The sequence below is a fragment of the Pseudomonas sp. REB1044 genome (assembly GCF_038813925.1).
In the GTDB taxonomy this organism is placed as follows: domain Bacteria; phylum Pseudomonadota; class Gammaproteobacteria; order Pseudomonadales; family Pseudomonadaceae; genus Aquipseudomonas; species Aquipseudomonas boreofloridensis.
Genome location: NZ_CP046139.1, coordinates 2,047,981 through 2,067,970 on the forward strand (window position 1 = coordinate 2,047,981; position 19,990 = coordinate 2,067,970).

The 19,990-nt window shown below is 63.7% G+C and carries 13 protein-coding genes and 5 pseudogenes; 7 read left to right on the top strand and 11 right to left on the bottom strand.

Going from position 1 to position 19,990, the window contains the following annotated elements:
• Positions 1-9: 9 nt before the first annotated feature.
• The 8 genes and pseudogenes from GKC70_RS09540 to gloB all read right to left on the bottom strand — a co-directional run bounded on the left by GKC70_RS09540 (position 10) and on the right by gloB (position 12,150).
• Positions 10-2,053: pseudogene (locus GKC70_RS09540) on the bottom strand (PAS domain-containing protein).
• A gap of 279 nt (positions 2,054-2,332) precedes the next feature.
• Positions 2,333-3,940 (bottom strand): ABC transporter ATP-binding protein, encoded by a 1,608-nt coding sequence (locus GKC70_RS09545; RefSeq protein WP_342651163.1) that lies wholly within the window; start codon positions 3,938-3,940, stop codon positions 2,333-2,335.
• A 1-nt stretch (position 3,941) separates the two neighbouring features.
• Positions 3,942-4,960, bottom strand: a pseudogene (locus tag GKC70_RS09550) (ABC transporter permease).
• Between the two features lies 1 nt (position 4,961).
• A complete protein-coding gene (locus GKC70_RS09555) occupies positions 4,962-6,035 on the bottom strand; it encodes a microcin C ABC transporter permease YejB (RefSeq protein ID WP_317872451.1) in 1,074 nt (357 codons plus the stop codon).
• A 1-nt stretch (position 6,036) separates the two neighbouring features.
• Positions 6,037-7,878, bottom strand: coding sequence for an extracellular solute-binding protein (locus GKC70_RS09560; protein WP_342651164.1), 1,842 nt, complete (start codon positions 7,876-7,878; stop codon positions 6,037-6,039).
• A pseudogene (locus tag GKC70_RS09565) lies at positions 7,875-9,703 on the bottom strand (extracellular solute-binding protein). The gene GKC70_RS09560 and the pseudogene GKC70_RS09565 overlap by 4 nt, the downstream one beginning before the upstream one ends.
• A gap of 133 nt (positions 9,704-9,836) precedes the next feature.
• Complete coding sequence (locus tag GKC70_RS09570; protein WP_342651165.1) at positions 9,837-11,270, bottom strand: transglycosylase SLT domain-containing protein; 1,434 nt, start codon at positions 11,268-11,270, stop codon at positions 9,837-9,839.
• A 100-nt stretch (positions 11,271-11,370) separates the two neighbouring features.
• Positions 11,371-12,150, bottom strand: coding sequence for a hydroxyacylglutathione hydrolase (gene gloB, locus GKC70_RS09575; RefSeq protein WP_342651166.1), 780 nt, complete (start codon positions 12,148-12,150; stop codon positions 11,371-11,373).
• Between the two features lie 86 nt (positions 12,151-12,236).
• On the opposite strand from gloB, the pseudogene GKC70_RS09580 reads away from it, so the two are divergent.
• From GKC70_RS09580 to dnaQ, 5 genes and pseudogenes are all read left to right on the top strand, one after another.
• Positions 12,237-12,994 (top strand): annotated as a pseudogene (locus tag GKC70_RS09580) (SAM-dependent methyltransferase).
• A gap of 46 nt (positions 12,995-13,040) precedes the next feature.
• Positions 13,041-13,487 carry a ribonuclease HI gene (gene rnhA / locus GKC70_RS09585; RefSeq protein ID WP_295482993.1) on the top strand — a complete coding sequence of 149 codons (447 nt, stop codon included), beginning with the start codon at positions 13,041-13,043 and terminating at the stop codon, positions 13,485-13,487.
• Positions 13,488-13,585: 98 nt separating this feature from the next.
• Positions 13,586-14,362: an alpha/beta hydrolase gene (locus GKC70_RS09590; protein ID WP_295482990.1), complete on the top strand. Its 777-nt coding sequence runs from the start codon at positions 13,586-13,588 to the stop codon at positions 14,360-14,362.
• An 11-nt stretch (positions 14,363-14,373) separates the two neighbouring features.
• Positions 14,374-15,159 (top strand): SDR family oxidoreductase, encoded by a 786-nt coding sequence (locus tag GKC70_RS09595; RefSeq protein WP_240326850.1) that lies wholly within the window; start codon positions 14,374-14,376, stop codon positions 15,157-15,159.
• A gap of 147 nt (positions 15,160-15,306) precedes the next feature.
• Positions 15,307-15,999: a DNA polymerase III subunit epsilon gene (gene dnaQ, locus GKC70_RS09600; RefSeq protein ID WP_342651492.1), complete on the top strand. Its 693-nt coding sequence runs from the start codon at positions 15,307-15,309 to the stop codon at positions 15,997-15,999.
• 32 nt (positions 16,000-16,031) lie between these two features.
• Here the strand turns inward: dnaQ and GKC70_RS09605 are convergent, their stop codons facing one another.
• On the bottom strand, positions 16,032-16,250 hold the full coding sequence (locus GKC70_RS09605) for a hypothetical protein (protein WP_029614166.1): 219 nt from the start codon (positions 16,248-16,250) through the stop codon (positions 16,032-16,034).
• A 154-nt stretch (positions 16,251-16,404) separates the two neighbouring features.
• On the opposite strand from GKC70_RS09605, the gene GKC70_RS09610 reads away from it, so the two are divergent.
• Complete coding sequence (locus tag GKC70_RS09610) at positions 16,405-16,965, top strand: NAD(P)H-dependent oxidoreductase (protein ID WP_039578546.1); 561 nt, start codon at positions 16,405-16,407, stop codon at positions 16,963-16,965.
• A gap of 61 nt (positions 16,966-17,026) precedes the next feature.
• On the opposite strand, the gene phnX is transcribed toward GKC70_RS09610, so the two are convergent.
• Together phnX and GKC70_RS09620 are read right to left on the bottom strand one after the other, a co-directional pair.
• Positions 17,027-17,854 carry a phosphonoacetaldehyde hydrolase gene (phnX, locus tag GKC70_RS09615; protein WP_342651167.1) on the bottom strand — a complete coding sequence of 276 codons (828 nt, stop codon included), beginning with the start codon at positions 17,852-17,854 and terminating at the stop codon, positions 17,027-17,029.
• Positions 17,855-17,885: 31 nt separating this feature from the next.
• Positions 17,886-18,992 (bottom strand): 2-aminoethylphosphonate--pyruvate transaminase, encoded by a 1,107-nt coding sequence (locus tag GKC70_RS09620; protein ID WP_342651168.1) that lies wholly within the window; start codon positions 18,990-18,992, stop codon positions 17,886-17,888.
• Positions 18,993-19,103: 111 nt separating this feature from the next.
• On the opposite strand from GKC70_RS09620, the pseudogene GKC70_RS09625 reads away from it, so the two are divergent.
• Positions 19,104-19,963: pseudogene (locus GKC70_RS09625) on the top strand (LysR substrate-binding domain-containing protein).
• The last annotated feature ends 27 nt before the right edge of the window (positions 19,964-19,990 follow it).

Sequence of the window (19,990 nt, forward strand, 5' to 3'; positions counted from 1 at the left end):
CGTGCGCGCTCAGGACGAGGCCGTGTAGCTCAAGGCGTGCACCTGCTGCACCAGGGCTTCCAGGGAAAACGGTTTGCTCAGTACCGGACACTGGCTGCGCAGCGGGGAACTCTCCAGCAACTCGGGTGGGCATAGCCGGTCATGAACAGGATCGGCAATCCCGGCCGGTACTTGCGGCTTTCCAGCGCCATGCAATGACCGTCCATGCCGCCGGGCAGACCGATGTCGGTTACCAGCAGGTCGATGGGATGTTCGATTGCAGCAACTGCAGACCCGCCTTGCTGTCGGCCGCTTCGATGACCACGTGGCCCAGGGCCGATAAGGTTTCGGTCACGAAGGCACGCACCGAGGCCTCGTCGTCGACCACCAGGATGTTCTTGCTGGCTTCACCGTCGGGCAGCGCCAGCGACGGCAAGGGTTCGCCTGCGGCCAGCGGCTGGGTGTCGTGTACCGGCAGCAGCAGGCAGGCGCGGGTGCCCTGGCCGGGTTCGGATTCCAGGCTGATCTGTCCGCCGGACTGCTTGGCGAAGCCATAGATCATCGACAATCCCAACCCCGAACCCTGGCCGACCGGCTTGGTGGTGAAGAAGGGGTCGAAGGCTTTGGCCAGGGTCGCAGCGTCCATGCCGATGCCGTCGTCTTCCACCACGATGGACAGATAATTGCCGGCAGGCAGACTGTCGCCGCCGTCCTGCGCGCTGAGCAGGGTGCGTGCGGCGGTGCGGATGCTGAGGTTGCCGCTGCCCGGCAGGGCGTCGCGGGCGTTGATGCACAGGTTGAGCAGGGCGTTTTCGAACTGCACCGGGTCGACCAGGCAGGTCTTCAGGGTGGGGCTGAGGTCGACGGTGACGTTGACCGTGGGGCCGACGGTACGCTGGATCAGTTCTTCGATACCGCCGATCAGCGCGTTCATGTCGGTGGGCACCGGCAGCAGCGTCTGTTTGCGGGAAAACGCCAGCAAGCGGTGGGTGAGGGCCGCCGCGCGCTGGGCAGCGGTGTGGGCCACCGATACGTAGCGCTCCAGGTCTGCGGTACGGCCCTGGTTCAGGCGCAGGCGGATCAGGTCGAGGCTGCCGGTGATGCCGGCCAACAGGTTGTTGAAGTCGTGGGCGATGCCCACGGTGAGTTGGCCGACGGCCTCCATTTTCTGCGCCTGACTCAGCGCCGCCTGAACCGCTTCGCTCTGCGCCACCGCTTCGCTGATACGTGCCTCGAGGGTGCGGTTGAGCTCACGTAGCGCCTGCTCGGCGGCCTGTTTGGCGGTGACGTCGATGGACGAGCCGATCAGCCCGATCACCTTGCCGTGGTCGTCGAACAGCGGCGCCTTGTGCGACAGCCAGATGGTCGCAGTGCCGTCGGCCAGGTCGACCCGTTCTTCCACTTGCTGCGCCTTGCCTTCGCGCATGATGCGCTGGTCGGTGGCCATCACCTGGCGTGCCTGCTCTTTGTCTTCGAGGAACTCCAGGTCGGTCTTGCCCAGGTAGAACTCCGGCGGCTTGCCAATCAGGTCGGTGGTGCCTTGGTTGGCCACCAGCATGCGACCTTGCAGGTCCTTGGCGTACACCACTCCAGGCACAGCAGCGGCGAAGGTGCGCAGCAGCGCGGACATGCGGTCGCGCTCGGCCTCGGCGGCGCGGCGGCTCTCAATGTCGATCAGTACGCCGGGAAAGCGTATCGGCGCGCCGTCGGCGTCCAGTTCGACATGGCCGCTGGCTTCGATCCAGCGGTACTGGCCGTCGTCGCGGCGGGCACGGTACTCGCAGCGAAAGGCGCCGCCACGCTGCAAGGTGCGCTGGATCTCCTCGGCCACCTGGTCGAGGTCGTCGGGGTGGATGGAGCCAAAGGCCTCTTCGATGGGAATCCCAGCCTTGCAGCGCTCGGCGGGCAGGCCGAAGGAGCGGGAGAACTCCAGGTCGGCAGTGATGCTGTTGTTGGGAATGTCCCAGACCCAGGTTCCTGAGATCGCACCGGAATCCAAGGCCAATTGCAGGCGTTCGAGCACGCTGGCAGGTTCGTCGCCGGTACTGGGCGACGGAGGGACGTTGGAATCCATGTGGAGCCTCGAGAGTGCTGCGGGTGGGACGGTGGTGCCGTGGGCACTACGGATACTGACACAGACCGCAGCGGGGCGTATTCGATCCGTGGGGGTGTGGCTTTAAGCCATCTTTTTCAGGGTGTAGATTGCCGTTATGGAACCGAATCAATCAAACGGCGGCCGCTTTGCGGCAGGTAGTGGGATGATCGTCGCGGCGGGCATCGTTTGCTCCTGTAGGGGCGTACTTGCCCAGCGATCACAGATATCGCTAGGCAAAGTCCCTACAGCAGCAAAGCCTCATCGCACGGGCGCCTGCAAAAACGCGGCCTCCAGCAGTTGCCGGGTATACGGATGCTGCGGTGCGTTGAAGATCCCTTGCGCATCGCCCTGTTCCACCACTTGCCCTTGCTTGATCACCATCAACTGGTGGCTCAGCGCCTTGACCACCGCCAAGTCATGGCTGATGAACAGGTAGGTGAGGTTGTACTTCACCTGGAGGGTGCGCAGCAGCTCCACGACCTGACGCTGCACGGTGCGGTCCAGCGCCGAGGTGGGTTCGTCCAGCAGGATCAGCGCCGGCTTGAGCACCAGCGCCCGGGCGATGGCGATGCGTTGGCGCTGGCCACCGGAGAACTCATGGGGGTAGCGATGCCGGGTCTGCGGGTCCAGGCCCACCTCCTGCAAGGCGGCGATGATCGCCGCCTCCTGCTCGGCCGGCGTGCCGATCTTGTGGATGCGCAGGCCTTCGCCGACGATGTCGGCCACGCACATCCGCGGGCTGAGGCTGCCGAAGGGGTCCTGGAACACCACCTGCATTTCCCGGCGCAGCGGTCGTACCTGCTGCTGGTTCATGCCATCCAGCGACTGACCGTGAAAGCGGATACCGCCCTGGCTGGCGATCAGGCGCAGAATCGCCAGGCCCAGGGTGGACTTGCCCGAGCCGCTCTCGCCGACGATGCCTAGCGTCTGCCCCTGCGGCAGGCTGAAGTTCACGCCGTTGACGGCCTTCACATGGTCGACGGTGCGGCGCAACAGCCCCTTCTTGATCGGGAACCAGACGTTCAGATCATCCACCTGCAGCAGCGGCGTGCCCACCGGCGTGATGGCCGGAGCGCCGCTGGGTTCGGCATTGATCAGCATCTGCGTGTAGGGGTGCTGGGGCTGCTCGAACAACGTGGCGCAGTCGGTCTGTTCGACGATCTTGCCCCTTTGCATCACGCACACGCGATGGGCGATGCGGCGCACCAGGTTGAGGTCGTGACTGATCAGCAGCAACGCCATGCCCAGGCGTGCCTGCAGTTCCTTGAGCAGGTCGAGGATCTTCAACTGCACGGTCACGTCGAGCGCCGTGGTCGGCTCGTCGGCGATCAGCAGTTCCGGTTCGTTGGCCAGGGCCATGGCGATCATCACCCGCTGGCGCTGGCCGCCGGACAGTTCGTGGGGCAGGGCTTTCAGGCGCTTGCGTGGCTCGGGAATGCCGACCAGTTCCAGCAGCTCGAGCGTGCGAGCGGTGGCCTGTTTGCCGGTCAGGCCCTTGTGCAGCAGGAGGATCTCGTTGATCTGCTTTTCGATGCAGTGCAGCGGATTCAGCGAGGTCATCGGCTCTTGGAAGATCATCGCGATGCGATTGCCGCGAATACGCTGCATGGGCTTTTCGCCCAGGTGCAGCAGGTCTTTGCCAGCGTACTGTATGGTGCCGCTGGGATGGCGCGCCAGTGGGTAGGGCAGCAGGCGCAGGATCGAGTGGGCGGTGACCGACTTGCCCGAGCCGCTCTCGCCGACCAGGGCCAGGGTTTCGCCTTTGCGGATGTCGAAGCTGATGCCATCGACCACACGGTTGACCTGTTCGCCGTTGACGAACTCCACCGCCAGGTCGCGGACTTCGATCAGGATGTCTTGGCTCATGTCATTTCCTCGGGTCGAAGGCGTCGCGGGCGGATTCGCCGATGAACACCAGCAGGCTCAACATCACGGCCAGCACGGCGAAGGCGCTGATGCCCAGCCAGGGCGCCTGCAGGTTGGACTTGCCCTGAGCCACCAGTTCGCCCAGCGATGGCGAGCCGGCGGGCAGGCCGAAGCCGAGGAAGTCCAGCGCAGTGAGCGTGCCGATGGCGCCGGTGAGGATGAACGGCATGAAGGTCATGGTCGAGATCATGGCGTTGGGCAGGATGTGGCGGAACATGATCGGGCCATTGCGCATGCCCAAGGCTCGGGCGGCGCGCACGTACTCCAGGTTGCGGCCGCGCAGGAACTCGGCGCGCACCACGTCCACCAGGCTCATCCAGGAAAACAGCAACATGATGCCTAGCAGCCACCAGAAGTTCGGTTGCACGAAGCTGGCGAGGATGATCAGCAGGTACAGCACCGGCAAGCCCGACCAGATTTCCAGGAAGCGTTGGCCCGCCAGGTCCACCCAGCCGCCGTAGAAGCCTTGCAGGGCGCCGGCGATCACGCCGACGATGGAACTGGCCAGGGTCAGGGTCAGGGCGAACAGCACCGACACGCGGAAGCCGTAGATGACCCGTGCCAGCACGTCCCGACCTGGTCGTCGGTACCCAGCAGGTTATCGGCCGACGGTGGCGCCGGTGCCGGCACTTTCAGGTCGTAGTTGATGCTCTGGTAGCTGAACGGGATGGGTGCCCAGAGCACGAAGCTGTCCTTCTTACTCAGCAGTTCGCGCACGTACGGGCTCTTGTAGTTGGCTTCGAGCGGGAACTCGCCGCCGAAGGTGGTTTCCGGGTAGCGCTTGAAGGCCGGGAAGTACCACTGGCCGTCGTAGTGCACGGCGATCGGTTTGTCGTTGGCGATCAGCTCGGCACCCAGGCTCAGGCCGAACAGGATCAGGAACAGCCACAGCGACCACCAGCCGCGACGGTTGGCCTTGAAGCGCTCGAAGCGCCGGCGATTGAGGGGAGAGAGGGCCATGTCAGTGCTCCCGGCTGGCGAAGTCGATGCGCGGATCGACCAAGGTGTAGGTGAGGTCGCCGATCAGTTTCACCACCAGCCCCAGCAGGGTGAAGATGAACAGGGTGCCGAACACCACCGGATAGTCGCGATTGATCGCGGCCTCGAAGCTCATCAGGCCCAAACCGTCGAGGGAGAAGATCACCTCGATCAGCAGGGAACCTGTGAAGAAGATGCCGATGAACGCCGAGGGGAAACCGGCGATCACCAGCAACATGGCATTGCGGAATACGTGACCGTAGAGCACGCGGGTACGGCTCAGGCCCTTGGCCTTGGCGGTGACCACATACTGCTTGTTGATCTCGTCGAGGAAGCTGTTCTTGGTCAGCAGGGTCATGGTGGCGAAGTTGCCGATCACCAGCGCGGTGATCGGCAGCACCAGGTGCCAGAAGTAATCCAGCACCTTGCCGGTGGTAGACAACTGCTCGAAGTTGTTCGAGGTCAGGCCCCTGAGCGGGAACCAGTCGAAGTAGCTGCCGCCGGCGAACAGTACGATCAGCAGGATGGCGAACAGGAACGCGGGGATGGCATAGCCGACGATGATCGCCGAGCTGGTCCAGACGTCGAAGTGGCTGCCGTGGCGCACCGCCTTGGCGATGCCCAGCGGGATCGACACCAGGTACATGATCAGCGTGCTCCACAGCCCCAGCGAAATCGACACCGGCATCTTCTCGGCGATCAGATCGATGACCCGGGCATCGCGAAAGAAGCTGTCGCCGAAGTCGAGTTGGGCGTAGTTCTTGACCATGATCCACAGCCGCTCGGGCGCGGATTTGTCGAAGCCGTACATGCGCTCGATCTCGGCGACCAGCGCCGGGTCCAGGCCTTGCGCGCCGCGGTAGTTGGAACCGGCCACCGACACTTCGGCGCCGCCACCGGCGATGCGGCTGGTGGCGCCGTCGAAGCCTTCGAGCTTGGCGATCATCTGTTCGACCGGACCGCCGGGGGCCGCCTGGACGATGATGAAGTTGATGATGAGGATGCCGAATAGGGTCGGGACGATCAGCAGCAGACGCCGCAGGATATAGGCGAGCATGTCAGTTCGCCTCTGCGGCAGGGGTGGCGGGCGCTTCGCTCACCGCTGGCGTGACGTCGGGCTTGATCCACCAGGTGTCCAGGCCGATGTCGTACTTGGGCGACACCTTCGGATGGCCGAGGTGGTTCCAGTACGCCACGCGCCAAGTCTTGATGTGCCAGTTAGGGATCACGTAGTAGCCCCACAGCAGCACGCGGTCCAGCGCCCGGGTGTGGGCGATCAGGCTCTGGCGCGATTCGGCGTTGATCAGTTCCTCGACCAGTTGGTCGATGGCCGGATCGCGCAGGCCGATGAAGTTGCGGCTGCCCGGATTGTCGGCGGCGGCGCTGGTCCAGAATTCGCGCTGCTCATTGCCCGGCGAGTTGGACTGGGGGAAGCCGCCGACAATCATGTCGAAGTCCCGCGAGCGCAGGCGGGTGACGTATTGCGAGACGTCTACACGGCGGATGCTCAGGTCGATGCCCAGGTCTGCCAGGTTGCGTTTGAATGGCAGTAGAACACGCTCGAATTCGGTCTGAGCCAGGAGAAACTCGATGGACACCGGCTTGCCCTGGGCATCGACCATCTTGTCGTTCTCGATCTTCCAGCCGGCTTCAGTCAGCAGTTGGTACGCCTTGCGCTGTTGTTCGCGAATCATGCCGCTGGCGTCGCTGACCGGGTTGTGGAAAGCCTGATCGAAGACCTGCTCGGGCACCTTGCCGCGCAGCGGTTCGAGAACCTTCAACTCATCGGCCGAAGGCAGGCCTTTGGCGGCCATTTCCGAGTTCTCGAAATAGCTGCCGGTGCGGGTGTAGGCACCATTGAACAACTGTTTGTTGGTCCATTCGAAATCCAGCAGTAGGCTCAGTGCCTGGCGCACGCGGATGTCCTGGAACACCGGCTTGCGCAGGTTGAAGATGAAGCCCTGCATGCCCACGGGGTTGCCGTTGGGCAGCTCTTCCTTGATCAGTCGACCGTCGCGCACGGCTGGGACGTTGTAGGCGGTGGCCCAGTTCTTGGCGCTGACTTCCAGGCCGTAGTCGAACTGGCCGGCTTTGAGCGCTTGCAGGGCCACGGCGGTGTCGCGGTAGGCATCGAAGGTCATGGCGTCGAAGTTGAACTGTCCGCGGTTGATCGGCAGGTCCTTGGCCCAGTAGTCCTTGACCCGCTCGTAACGGATCGAGCGTCCGGCCTTGACCTCGGCCACCTTGTACGGCCCGCTGCCCAGTGGAATTTCCAGGTTGCCGCGGGTGAAGTCGCGCTCGGCGTACCAGTGCTTGGGCAGCACCGGCAATTGCCCGAGGATCAGCGGCAACTCGCGGTTGTTGGTGTGCTTGAACCTGAACAGCACGCGCAGCGGGTCTTCGGCGATCACCTCGGCCACGTCGCTGTAGTACTGGCGGTACAGTGGCGCGCCTTGTTTGGTCAGCGCCTCGAAGCTGAACACCACGTCGTCGGCGCGCATGGGGTGGCCGTCGTGGAAGCGCGCCTGGGGCCGCAGATAGAAACGCACCCAGCTGTTGTCCGGGGCTTTCTCGATACGTTCGGCGACCAGACCATACTCGGTGAACGGCTCATCGAGGCTGGCGCGCATCAGGGTGTCGTAGATGCTGCTGATGTTGTCTGCCGCCACGCCTTTGTTGATGAAGGGGTTGAGGCTGTCGAAGCTGCCGAAGCTGGACTGGCGGAAAGTACCGCCCTTGGGCGCATCGGGATTGACGTAGTCGAAGTGCTTGAAGTCGGCGGGATACTTGGGCGGTTCGTCGTACAGGGTGAGGGCATGCTGCGGTGCGGCGGCTGCCGCGAGGCTCAGGCAGGCGAGCAGCAAGCCGCTGGCCAGGCGCAGGCGAGGCATTGGCATCATTTGGCTTTCTCCGAAGTCTTGAGCCACCAGCTGTTCAGCCCGAGGGTGTAGGGCGGTGTGGTGACGAAGGCGAACCGGTTGCGGTAGGCCAGGCGATGGTTGTCCAGGTACCAGTTCGGGATCATGTAGTGGTGCCAGGACAGCACCCGGTCCAGAGCGCGGGCAGCGGCGACCTGGTCGTCGCGGGTGCGCGCGGCCATCAGCGTATCGAGCAGCAGGTCGACCACGGGATCGTCGATGCCGGCGTAGTTCTTGCTGCCTTGACCGAGGCCTGGCTGGAATGGAAGTACTGCCACTGTTCCAGGCCTGGACTGAGCGTCTGGTTCAAGGTCATCAGAATCATGTCGAAGTCGAACTGGTCCAGCCGTTGTTTGTACTGGGCACGGTCCACGGTGCGCAGGCGCGCATCGATGCCGATGCTCGAGAGGTTTTCGACATAGGGCTGCAGGATGCGTTCCAGGTTGGGATTCACCAGCAGCAGTTCCAGGCGCATCTGACGGCCCTTGGCATCCGCCAGGCGCTGGCCGTCGAGCTTCCAGCCCGCCTCAGCGAGCAGGCTTAGCGCCTTGCGCAAGGTCTGGCGGTCGATACCGCGGCCGTCGGTCTGGCTGACCTGGTAGGGCTCGGTGAACAGCTTGGCCGGTAGCTGATCGCGCAGGGGCGAAAGCAGCAGCCACTCTTTGCCGGTGGGCAGGCCTGTGGCCGCGAATTCGCTGTTGGGGTAGTAGCTGGTGGCACGTCGGTAGGCACTGCTGAACAGGGCACGGTTGGTCCATTCGAAATCGAGCATCAGCCCCAGGGCCTGGCGCACCTTGGGCTCGGCGAAGGCTTCGCGGCGGGTGTTCATGAACAGGCCTTGGGTCTGGGTCGGGATCCGGTGTGGAATTTGCGCCTGGATCACTTCGCCGCGACGGATGGCCGGGAAGTTGTAGCCGTTGGCCCAATTCTTGGCCTGGTGTTCGATGTAGATGTCGAATTCGCCGGCCTTGAATGCCTCGAAGGCGACGGTGGCGTCGCGGTAGAACTCGAATTCGACGCGGTCGAAATTGTACTTGCCACGGTTGACCGCCAAGTCCTTGCCCCAGTAGTCCTTGACCCGAGTGAACACCAGGCGCCTGCCGGGCTGCACTTCGCTGATCCGATACGGCCCGCTGCCCAGCGGCGGCTCGAAGGTGGTGGCCTCGAAGTCGCGGCCTTGCCAGTAGTGCTTGGGCAGCACCGGCATTTCACCCAGGCGCAGGATCAGCAACGGATTGCCGGCACGCTTGAAGACGAAGCGGATCCGCAGCGGGCCGAGGATATCGACGCGCTGCACTTCCTGCAGGTTGGTGCGGTACAGCGGATGGCCCTGCTTGAGCAAGGTGCGGTACGAGAAGGCGACGTCGGCCGAAGTGATCGGGTGGCCGTCGTGGAAGCGTGCTTCAGGTCGCAGGTTGAACACCACCCAGCTGCGATCCTCGCTGTATTCGACCGAGCGGGCGATCAGTCCGTAGCTGGAGGTGGGCTCGTCGCCGGAAGGGTCATACTGGCCGGTGCCGATCATCAGCGTCTCATTGAGCTCACTGACTCCGTACTGCTGGAAATTGGGCGTCGAGACCGGGCTGGTGCCCTTGAACGTGTAGGGGTTGAGGGTATCGAAGGTGCCGAATGCCATGGCTCGCAAGGTGCCGCCCTTGGGCGCCTGCGGGTTGACCCAGTCGAAATGGGTGAAGCTGGCCGGATACTTGAGCGTGCCGAACTGCGCATAACCGTGGCTTTCGCTCACTGTCGCGACTGCGGGAAAGCTCAAGGCCAGGCTCAATGACAGGAGGAAAGTTCTTATCAAGTCTGGGATCCGGTCGAGGCGGCGTTGGGCTTGGTCCGGCGTACAGTAACAGCTTGTCTGCAATGGAAAAAGGGTAGCGCCCGGGGCGGCTGCGGCGGCTCATCGCCGCGCACTCGCCCTGGGCTGGCGCGGTTCAGCGTCCGAGGTAGACGGTGAGGGTCTGGCCGGGCTTGAGCGCCTGGCCGGTACGCGGATTCCAGCGCTTGAGGTGCTTCATCTCGACGTTGAAACGCTTGGCTACAAGGTAGTAGGAGTCGCCCTTGCGCACCTTGTACTGGGTCGAGCGCTGCTGGGCTGCGGCTACGCGGCTGGCGGCAGCGCTGGGGGCGCTGGCGCCACGCAGGGCGAGCACCTGCCCAGCCTTGAGGCGGGTGCCGGACAGGCGGTTCCAGCGCTGGATGTCCTTGACCGACACGCGGTTGGCCTTGGCGATGGCGCCCAGGTTGTCGCCACGCTTGACCCGGTAGCTGCTGGTGGCGGCGGGGGCCTTGGCCTCGGCCAGAGCGGCCTGGAACACCGCCTTGTTCGGTTGCAAGCTCAGGAGCTGTTCAGGCTTGAGGTTGGACAGGCTGCTGGTCAGCAAACGAGCCTTGGCGGTGGGCACCAGCAATTGCTGCGGACCGTCGACGGTCATGCGTTTCTTGAAGGCGGGGTTGAGCTGGATCAACTCGTCTTCGTCGATGTTGGCAAAGGCGGCGACGCGGGTCAGGTCGAGGCGGTCGTTGATGACCACCGCTTCGAAGTAGGGTTCGTTGGCGATGGGGCTGAGGTTCACGCCATAGGCCTGCGGGGTCAGCACCACCTGCGACAGTGCCAGCAGCTTGGGCACGTAGTCACGGGTTTCCTGGGGCAGGGGCAGGTTCCAGTAATCGGTGGGCAGGCCGAGCCGTTCGTTGCGTTCGATCGCCCGGCTGACCGTGCCTTCGCCGGCATTGTAGGCGGCCAGGGCGAGCAGCCAGTCGCCGTTGAACATGTCGTGCAGGCGCGTCAGGTAATCCAGCGCCGCATTGGTCGAGGCGGTGATGTCGCGACGGCCATCGTAGAAGTTGGTCTGGCGCAGGTTGAAGTGACGGCCGGTGGAGGGGATGAACTGCCACAGGCCCACGGCATGGGCGCGCGAGTAGGCCATCGGGTTGTAGGCGCTCTCGATGGCCGGCAGCAGTGCCAGCTCCAGCGGCATGCCACGCTCTTCCAGGCGCTCGACGATGTAATGCAGGTACAGGCTGCCGCGTTCGCCGGCCGTCTCCAGGAAGCTCGGGTTGCTGGCGAACCACAACCGCTGCTGTTCGATACGCGGGTTGACGTCGATGCTGTCCTGCAGCACGAAACCCTGGCGCATACGCTCCCAGACATCGTCGGGGGCCTTCTGCTCGACCGGTTTGATCACCAGGGGGGCTGGCCTGTGCTTCATCCGCGCCTGGTAATTGTGCGCGCGAACGCTGTCGGTTTCCTCCACCTGACGGGTGCTCTGACAGCCCACCAGGGTGGCGGCCAGGGCCAGGGCGCTGACTTGTGCCAGACGCGTCAGGGCGGCGGAATGAGCGGTGCGGCGGCTACGTGAAGACATCGGCGTACACATTTTTCCGGGCAAAAAATTTCGGCGATTCTAAAAACCGCACCCGGATGGGTCAACCTTGGATGTCTTTCTACGACCCTACGGCGCGCGATCAGAAGCTGTCTTTCCAGGCCCTGAGCGCAGCGAAGACCGCTATCTGGCTATTGTTGGGGCTGCCTTTCCATTCGTCCGCTTTTTGTTTAACGGATGTTACAGCGGTGCGAAGAAAAGGATTGGTCAGGCGCTCCAGCGCAATGGACGAGGGCAGGGTGATGCGCTGCTGCGCACGTAACTGCGTGACCTCTTCGAAACGCCGTTGGATATCGGCGTTGCTCGGCTCCACGGCCCTGGCGAAACGCAGGTTGCTCAAGGTGTATTCGTGGGCGCAGTACACTTCGGTGCTCTCTGGCAGGCTGGCCAGGCGTTGCAAGGCGGGCTGCATCTGCTCGGGCGTGCCCTCGAACATCCGTCCGCAGCCGGCGGCAAACAGTGTGTCGCCGCTGAACAGCAGCGGCGTTGGCGTGCGGTCACTGTAGAAGGCGATGTGGCCGAGGGTATGCCCCGGCACGGCGAGCACCTCGAACGTGATGCCGAGCACCGTCGCCGTGTCGCCGTCGTTTAGCGCCACATCGCGCCCGGGAATGGTTTCGTGGGCCGGGCCATGGACGCTGGCGCCGGTGACCTGCTTGAGTTGTTGCACGCCACCGACGTGGTCGTTGTGGTGGTGGGTAATGAGGATGTCGGTGAGCGTCCAGTCGCCATGCGCCTGCAGCCACGCCAACACCGGTGCGGCGTCGCCGGGATCGACCACCGCGCAGTGGCGTTTGGCAGTATCCTGTAACAACCAGATGTAGTTGTCGGAGAAAGCGCGAAGGGCTTCGATCTGTATCATTGTGCGGTTCCGAATCATCTGGCGTGGGAGATGAGGGCATCTTAGCCGCGATGGCGCGGCCGACGAAACCTTCGAGGGAGAATGCGATGACCGATCAAGCCTTTGCCCAGGCCGACCCCGAGTGGGTCGAACTGATCAGCCTGGCCCGCGACTGGTTCGCCGGGCCTTTGGGTCAGCTGATGCTCAAGGAGGAGGAGAAACTGCTCGAGGACGAATTGGAGCGCTTCTTCGGCGGTTTTCTGGTGCACTACGGCCCGGTGCCGCTGCGCCCCCCCAGGCGCTGAAAGTGCAGCGCAATGTCCGCTTGGGCGCGCCACTGCCCGGTGTCGAGATCGTCTGCGAGGAGCAGGCCTGGCCGCTGTCCGAGCATGCCGCCGACGTGGTGGTGCTGCAGCATGGTCTGGATTTCAGCCTCTCGCCCCATGGTCTGCTGCGCCAGGCCGCCAGCGCGGTGCGTCCGGGCGGACATCTGCTGATCGTCGGCATCAATCCCTGGAGTGCCTGGGGCGCTCGCCATCTGCTCGGTCGCGGGGTACTGCGCAAGGCGCGCTGCATCTCGCCCTCGCGCCTGGGCGACTGGCTGAACCTGCTGGGCTTCGCGCTGGAGAAACGCCGCTTCGGGTGTTATCGTCCGCCGTTTTCCTCACCCGCCTGGCAGCAGCGCCTGGCGGGTTGGGAGCGGACGGCCGGGCGCTGGCAGGTGGCCGGCGGCGGCGTTTATCTGCTGGTGGCGCGCAAGGTGGTGGTGGGGCTGCGGCCCTTGCCGCTGGAGCGTCGCGAACCGATGGGCAAGCTGTTGCCGCTGCCGCTGGCCAAGGTCAATCGCCGTCACAGCGAGCCCTGAGCGGATTGTCCGCGCTATTTAACCTGCAAGCGAACGAAGGCGGTACATGAGCGATAGCGTCGAGATCTACACCGATGGTGCCTGCAAGGGCAATCCCGGCCTGGGCGGCTGGGGCGCCCTGATCGTCTACAAGGGTGTCGAGAAGGAGCTGTGGGGCGGCGAGCGCGACACCACCAACAACCGGATGGAACTGATGGCCGCGATCTGCGCGCTGATGGCGCTCAAACGCGAGTGCGAGGTGGTCCTGACCACCGATTCGCAGTACGTGATGAAAGGCATCACCGAGTGGATGCCCAATTGGAAGAAGCGCGGCTGGAAGACTGCCACCAAGGAACCGGTGAAGAATGCCGACCTGTGGAAGCTGCTCGACGAACAGGTCAATCGGCATAAGGTGACCTGGAAATGGGTCCGCGGCCATATCGGCCATCCGGGCAACGAACGCGCCGACCAGTTGGCCAACCGTGGCGTCGATGAGGTCCGTGCACAGCGCTGAACCACCCCAGGGCGGGTGTGCCCGCCCTTGCCTGTCAAAGAAATGAACTCTCCTAGCCGCCTCGCTCTCCACTGAGAAATCCCATGAGGCGGCGTTCGATGCTCCCCTACAGCCAACAGGGCTCAGGCCCGATCACTTTGGTGTTGATGCATTTTCTGGGCGGCTCCCATCGCACCTGGGGTCCCACGCTGCCATTCCTCGACCGCGAGCACGCCTGTGTGGCTCTCAACACGCCAGGCTTTGGCGATGCTCATGGAGTCAGCGGCTATTCGGTGGCCGAGATGGCTGATCAGGTCGATGCCAGCGTGCGTGCGCTGGGCATCGAGCGCTGCGTCCTGGTCGGTCATTCGATGACCGGCAAGGTCGCGGTGGCCCTGGCCTCCCGGCGTCCCGACTATCTGCAAGGCTTGGTGCTGGTGGCGCCGTCGCCGCCTGGTCCGCAGCCGATGAGCGAGGGCGATCGCGATCGACAGCGACGCTATCAAGCCTCGCGGGTCGAAGCCGAACAGTTCGTCGATGAGTCCAGCTTTCACCGCTTGCCCGATGCGCTGCGTGAGGTAGCCATCGCCGACGCCCAATCGGTGAACCTCGACGCCTGGCGTGCCTGGGTCGACCACGGCAGTCGCGAGGACTGGAGCGATCGGATCGGCGAACTGCCGTATCCGACGTTGCTGGTCTGCGGCGCCGACGATGCGCAGGTGCCGGATGCCTCAGCGCAACAGCGCACCACGCTGGCCCATTTCCCAGACAGCACGCTGCTGACCTTGCCTGGCGCAGGTCATCTGATGCCGCTGCAGACACCCCGTGAATTGGCCGAACGCATGCTTGAATTCGTTCGCCGTATCGCTGTTGACAGTGCCCGAGGAGAGATGTGATGGATCTAGGTTTGACTAAGCGTGTAGCCCTGATCAGCGGCGCGGCAGGAGGCATTGGTCTGGCGACCGCGCGCCTGCTGGCCGAAGAGGGTGTGCGATTGGTGTTGACGGACAAGGACCAGGATCACCTGGAAAAAGAAACCGCAGGCATCGGTGGTGAGCCGCTGCTCATTGCTGCGGACATGACCGACCAAGCCGAGGTCGATGGCCTGATTCGTCAGGCCGAAGCGCACTTTGGGCAGGTGGACATCGTGGTGCACACCGCCGGTGTCACTGGTGCCAAGGGCGATCCGCTGGCGTTGTCCGACGAGGACTACGAAGAGGCCTGGTCCACTGATTTCTTCAGCGCCGTGCGCATCGCCCGTGCCGCCATCCCACCGATGCGTCAGCGCGGCTGGGGACGTCTGGTGTGCATCACGTCGGAAAACGCGGTGCAGCCCTACTGGGAAGAGGCGGTGTACAACGTCGCCAAAGCGGCCCTGGCCGCGTTCATCAAGAACCTTTCTTACAAGGAAGCGGCCCACGGGGTGCTGTGCAATACGGTCTCACCGGCGTTCATCGAAACTGGCATGACCGATGGCATGATGGAGCAGCGTGCGCAGGAGCGCGGCGAAAGCTTCGAGGAGGCGATCAAGAGCTTCCTCGACGAAGAGCGCCCCGGCATCGTTCAGAAGCGCCGTGGCAAACCCGAAGAGGTGGCAGCGGCCATCGCCTTGCTGGTGTCCGATCGCGCATCGTTCATCAACGGCAGCAACCTGCGCGTCGATGGCGGGTCCGTGCAGAGCGTGCAGAACTGACGCCAGGGTGGTTGGAACAGGCGACCACGGGTGCCGAGCCCGTGGTCGCTTTGTTGTATACTCGCCGGCTTTCCCAGATGTCGCTTGGAGCCCCGCGTGGATCAGCAGAACACCCGCCTGATCGTCCTCGATACCGAAACCACCGGTATGCCTGTCAGCGAAGGCCATCGGATCATCGAGATCGGTTGCGTCGAGGTCATCGGCCGGCGCTTGACCGGCCGCAACTTCCACGTCTACCTGCAGCCTGACCGCGAAAGCGACGAGGGCGCCATTGGCGTGCACGGCATCACCGATACCTTCCTGCTCGACAAACCGCGTTTTGCCGACGTGGCCGAAGAATTCTTCGACTACATCAAGGGCGCGCAGTTGGTCATCCATAACGCAGCGTTCGACGTTGGTTTCATCAACAACGAATTCGCCCTGCTGGGCCAGGAAGACCGTGCCGACATCGCTCAGCACTGCTCCATTCTCGACACTCTGATGATGGCGCGGGCCCGTCATCCGGGCCAGCGCAACAGCCTCGATGCCCTGTGCAAGCGCTATGGCATCGACAACTCCGGCCGCGACCTGCACGGCGCGCTGCTCGACTCGGAATTGCTGGCGGACGTCTATCTGGCGATGACCGGTGGCCAGACCAGCCTGTCGCTGGCTGGGCAGGGCGGTGAGGAGGACGATGGTCAAGGTCGCTCGGGTAGCGAAATCCGACGTATCGTCGGGCGCCAGCCGGGTAGAGTGGTCATGGCCAGCGATGGGGAGTTACAGGCCCATGCCGAGCGCTTGGCGGCCATTGCCAAGTCGGCCGGTGGGCCCGCCCTGTGGGAAACACTGAGCGAAGCCTGAGCCTCATTCTGGCCAGGCTTGAGCACCTCTGTTCACGGAATGCGCACGATCTCCACGCCGCTCTGAGCGAGCTCGAAGCGATCCTCGCCCAAGTAGTTGACGCGATCGCCGATGGCCAGGCGGTAGGTGGTGATCGGCGAGCCCAACGTGCTGCCGTCCGGCTGCAAGGTCGATTCCTGGAACTCGTGCACCGGGTAGATGCGGCCTTCGGCGTCGCGGGCATGGAATTGGCCGACCATTACTGCTGCCATGTGGATTGAAACCTCTGAAATATGGAGAAATATCTGTAGCCATAGACAAACGAGGAGGGTGGGAAGTTTTCCTGCGGCGGAAAAAAACCTTGGCCGGGAAACACTGTCATCTATAACTACACAGTCCCCCTTACCCCGCAGAGGATGCATTGCCATGAGTCAGGTCTATTCGGTCGCGGTCGTTGTCGGCAGCCTGCGCAAGGACTCCTACAACCGCAAGGTTGCACGTGCTCTATCTGAGCTGGCACCGTCCAGCCTTTCCTTGAAAATCGTCGAAATCGGCGATCTGGCGCTGTACAACGAGGACGTCGAGGCAGCGGGTGCGCCACAACCCTGGCAGCGCTTTCGCGATGAGATCCGCCGCTGTGATGCGGTCTTGTTCGTGACCCCGGAATACAACCGCTCCGTGCCGGGTGCGCTCAAGAATGCCATCGACGTGGGCTCACGGCCCTATGGTCAGAGTGCCTGGAGTGGCAAGCCTGCGGCGGTGGTGAGTGTGTCGCCGGGTGCGATCGGTGGCTTTGGCGCCAACCACGCTGTGCGTCAGGCGTTGGTGTTCCTCGACATGCCCTGCATGCAGATGCCCGAGGCCTACATTGGTGGGGCGGCGACCCTGTTCGACGAGGCCGGCAAGCTCAATGACAAGACCCGGCCGTTCCTGCAGGGCTTCATCGACAAATTCGCCTCGTGGGTGAAGCTCAACCGCGCAGTCTGAGGGTGGGGGTGCGGCAGGTGAAGCGGCAGCGGTTCGATCCGCCTTCTACCTTCGGACGCCTTCAGCATGCCTGTGGCATCTCCCCTCCGGCCAGGCGCCGGTTGATATCGGCCACCACCTCTGGCAACTGGTTGAGGGTATCGATCAAATAGTGCGGGCGTGCGCTTTCGAATTGGGTGTGAATGCGCTGTCGCGCCTCATCCAGTTGTTGCGGCTCAAGGGCCTGGTACTGCTCCCAGGTCAGCCCCAACGCGTTGCCTGAGCAGACCAGCGCCACGGTCCACATACCGGCGCGACGTCCCTCGAGAATGCCCGGCAGCGTATCATCGACTTTCACACAGGCCGCCACATCCTCGATACCCAAGGCGATCACATTGGCCAGGGCTTGGGCTGGCCACGGGCGACCCTGGGGCGTTTCGTCGGTGGCCACGACGTGGTCGGCGATGTAGCCGTTGCGCGCCGCCAGCTCGACCACTTTGTCCATCACCACCTTCGGGTAACCGGAGCAGGAGCCGATCTTCAGCCCGGCGCGCCGCAGTTCGCCAATGGTATCCAGTGCACCCGGTATCAACGCCGAATGCTCGGCGATCTTCTCGATCTGCAAAGGCATGAAGCGTTCGTAGAGGGCTGTGACGTCATCGTCCGTCGGCGTGCGGCCGAAGGCTCGGCGGTAGCGCTCAGCGATCTGTGGAAGATCGCACAGGGCGCGGATATGGTCCCATTTGCCCATACCCATGGGGCCGCGGGCCTCTTCGATGGACAGGTGAACACCGAATTCGGCGAATGCCTCCACGAAGATCTGGGTGGGTGCGAATGAGCCGAAGTCGACGACGGTGCCGGCCCAGTCGAGGATCGCCGCTTGCAGGTGTGTCGGGTTGCGGTAGTTCATTGAGGGGGGTCCTGGAGTTCGGGGGCAGGGTTCACAGATCTACGACATGCATGTCGCGCAACGCCTGGGCGACAGCATCGACCGCGGCGTGCATCTGGGTGGGGCCGACTGCGCCGATGCAGCCAACGCGGAACGTCTCGACCTCGGTCAGCTTGCCGGGGTAGAGGATGAAACCTTTGGTCTTGACCCGCTCGTAGAAATCCTTGAACTGAAAGCGGGCATCTCGGGGAGCGTGGAAGGTAACGATGATCGGCGCCTGGCAGGCGCTTGGGAGGAAGCTGCGCAGGCCCAGCGTGGCCATGCCCTCGAGCAGGATCCTGCAGTTCTCCTGATAGCGAGCATGGCGCGCAGCCAATCCCCCTTCTTGTTGGTACTGCTCGAGTGCCGCATGCAAGGCGGCCACCACGTGAGTCGGTGGTGTGAAGCGCCATTGGCCCGTGCGCGCGAGGTACTGATACTGGTCGTGCAGGTCCAGAACCAGGGATTGGGCGTTGCCCGCCGCAGCACTCAGTGCGTGTTTCTCGGCCAGGACGAAGCCCATGCCCGGCACCCCCTCCAGGCATTTGCCCGAAGCGGCGATCAGCGCCTCGAAGCGGACCTGACGGGCGTCGATGGGTAGGGCGCCGAACGAGCTCATGGCGTCGATGATCAGGCCTCTGCCCTGTGCGGCGACCACCTCGGCGATGTCGACCAGCGGGTTGAGGATGCCGGTGCTGGTTTCACAGTGAATCAGCGCCACATGGGTCAGCGTGGGATCGTCGGTCAGTAGACGATCAACCTCGGCAGCGCAGGTCGGTCGAGCCTCGTCGCTGCGCACTGGCGTGAATCGACGACCCAGCACCTGGCAGATCTTCGCCAAGCGCTCACCATAGGCTCCGTTGATCAGTACCAGCACTTTGCCCTCGCGGGGCACCAAGGTGGCGATGGCCGCTTCGACGGCGAAGGTGCCGCTGCCTTGCAGGGGAACGCAGCAGTGACTGGCGCTAGCTTGAACAATGCCCAGCAACTGTTCGCACACGCTGGCTGTCATGGTGTTGAAGTCTGCGTCCCAAGAGCCCCAGTCCATCAACATGGCCTGGCGCGTGCGCGCAGCGGTGGTCAACGGGCCTGGGGTGAGAAGAATCGGGGCATCGCGCATCGTGCAACCTCGGGAGACAGGGGCCAAAAATCGATGTGGTCAGGTTGCAATGCTGAAGTCCATCAATCAAATTGTTTGTAGGTATCCAAGCTATAAGTAAGGTCGATAGTTATGAATCTGTTCCAGCTTCGTGCGTTTGATGCCGTTGCGCGTGAAGGCAGCTTCACCCGCGCAGCAGAGCGTCTGTTCATCAGCCAGCCCGCGGTGACCGGGCACGTCAAGGCGCTCGAAGAGCATTACCAGATCACGTTGTTACGACGCACTGCCCGGCGCGTGGAACTGACCGAGGAGGGCACGCGGCTGGCAGCTATCACGCGAGCGATGTTCGGTTTGGTCGAGGAAGCCCAGGTCATGCTCGAGGCCAATCGCCAGTTGTTGAGTGGGCGCCTGGAGGTGGCCGCCGATGGACCGCATCGGGTGATGCCCATATTGGCCAAATTGCGTGAGCGCTATCCGGGTATCAGCGTCAACCTGCGCCTGGGCAATGCCCAGGACACCCTCGCGGCGCTGCTGGGCGAGCATGTCGATGTCGCTGTACTGACTGAAACCGAGCCGCGCAAGGGCTGTACCTGCAGCCGCTGTGTCAGTCGCGACTCTGCGTGCTGCTGCCGGTCGGCCACCGCTGGGCTGTTTCGCAGCAGGTGCTGCCGCTGTCCGCGTTGGAGCAACAGGTCATGGTGCTGCGCGAGCCGAGTTCGGTCACTCGCCGCACCTTCGACAAGGCCTGCGCCATGGCCGGAATCCAACCACAGGTGTTGCTGGAGCTGGGCAGTCGCGAGGCGGTCAACGAAGCCGTGGCCGCTGAATTGGGGATTGGCGTGGTGTCGTCCACCGAGTTGTCCCATGACCCCAGGTTGGTAGCGTTGTCTCTGACGGGCGAGGGGCTGGTCAATCAGCACTGGGTGGGCTGCCTGGAGCGCCGACGCGAGCTGCGCCTGATCCAGGCGTTCATGACATTGGCCGGTGCGTGAAGGCGGTGGCAGGGCAGAGTTCCTGCT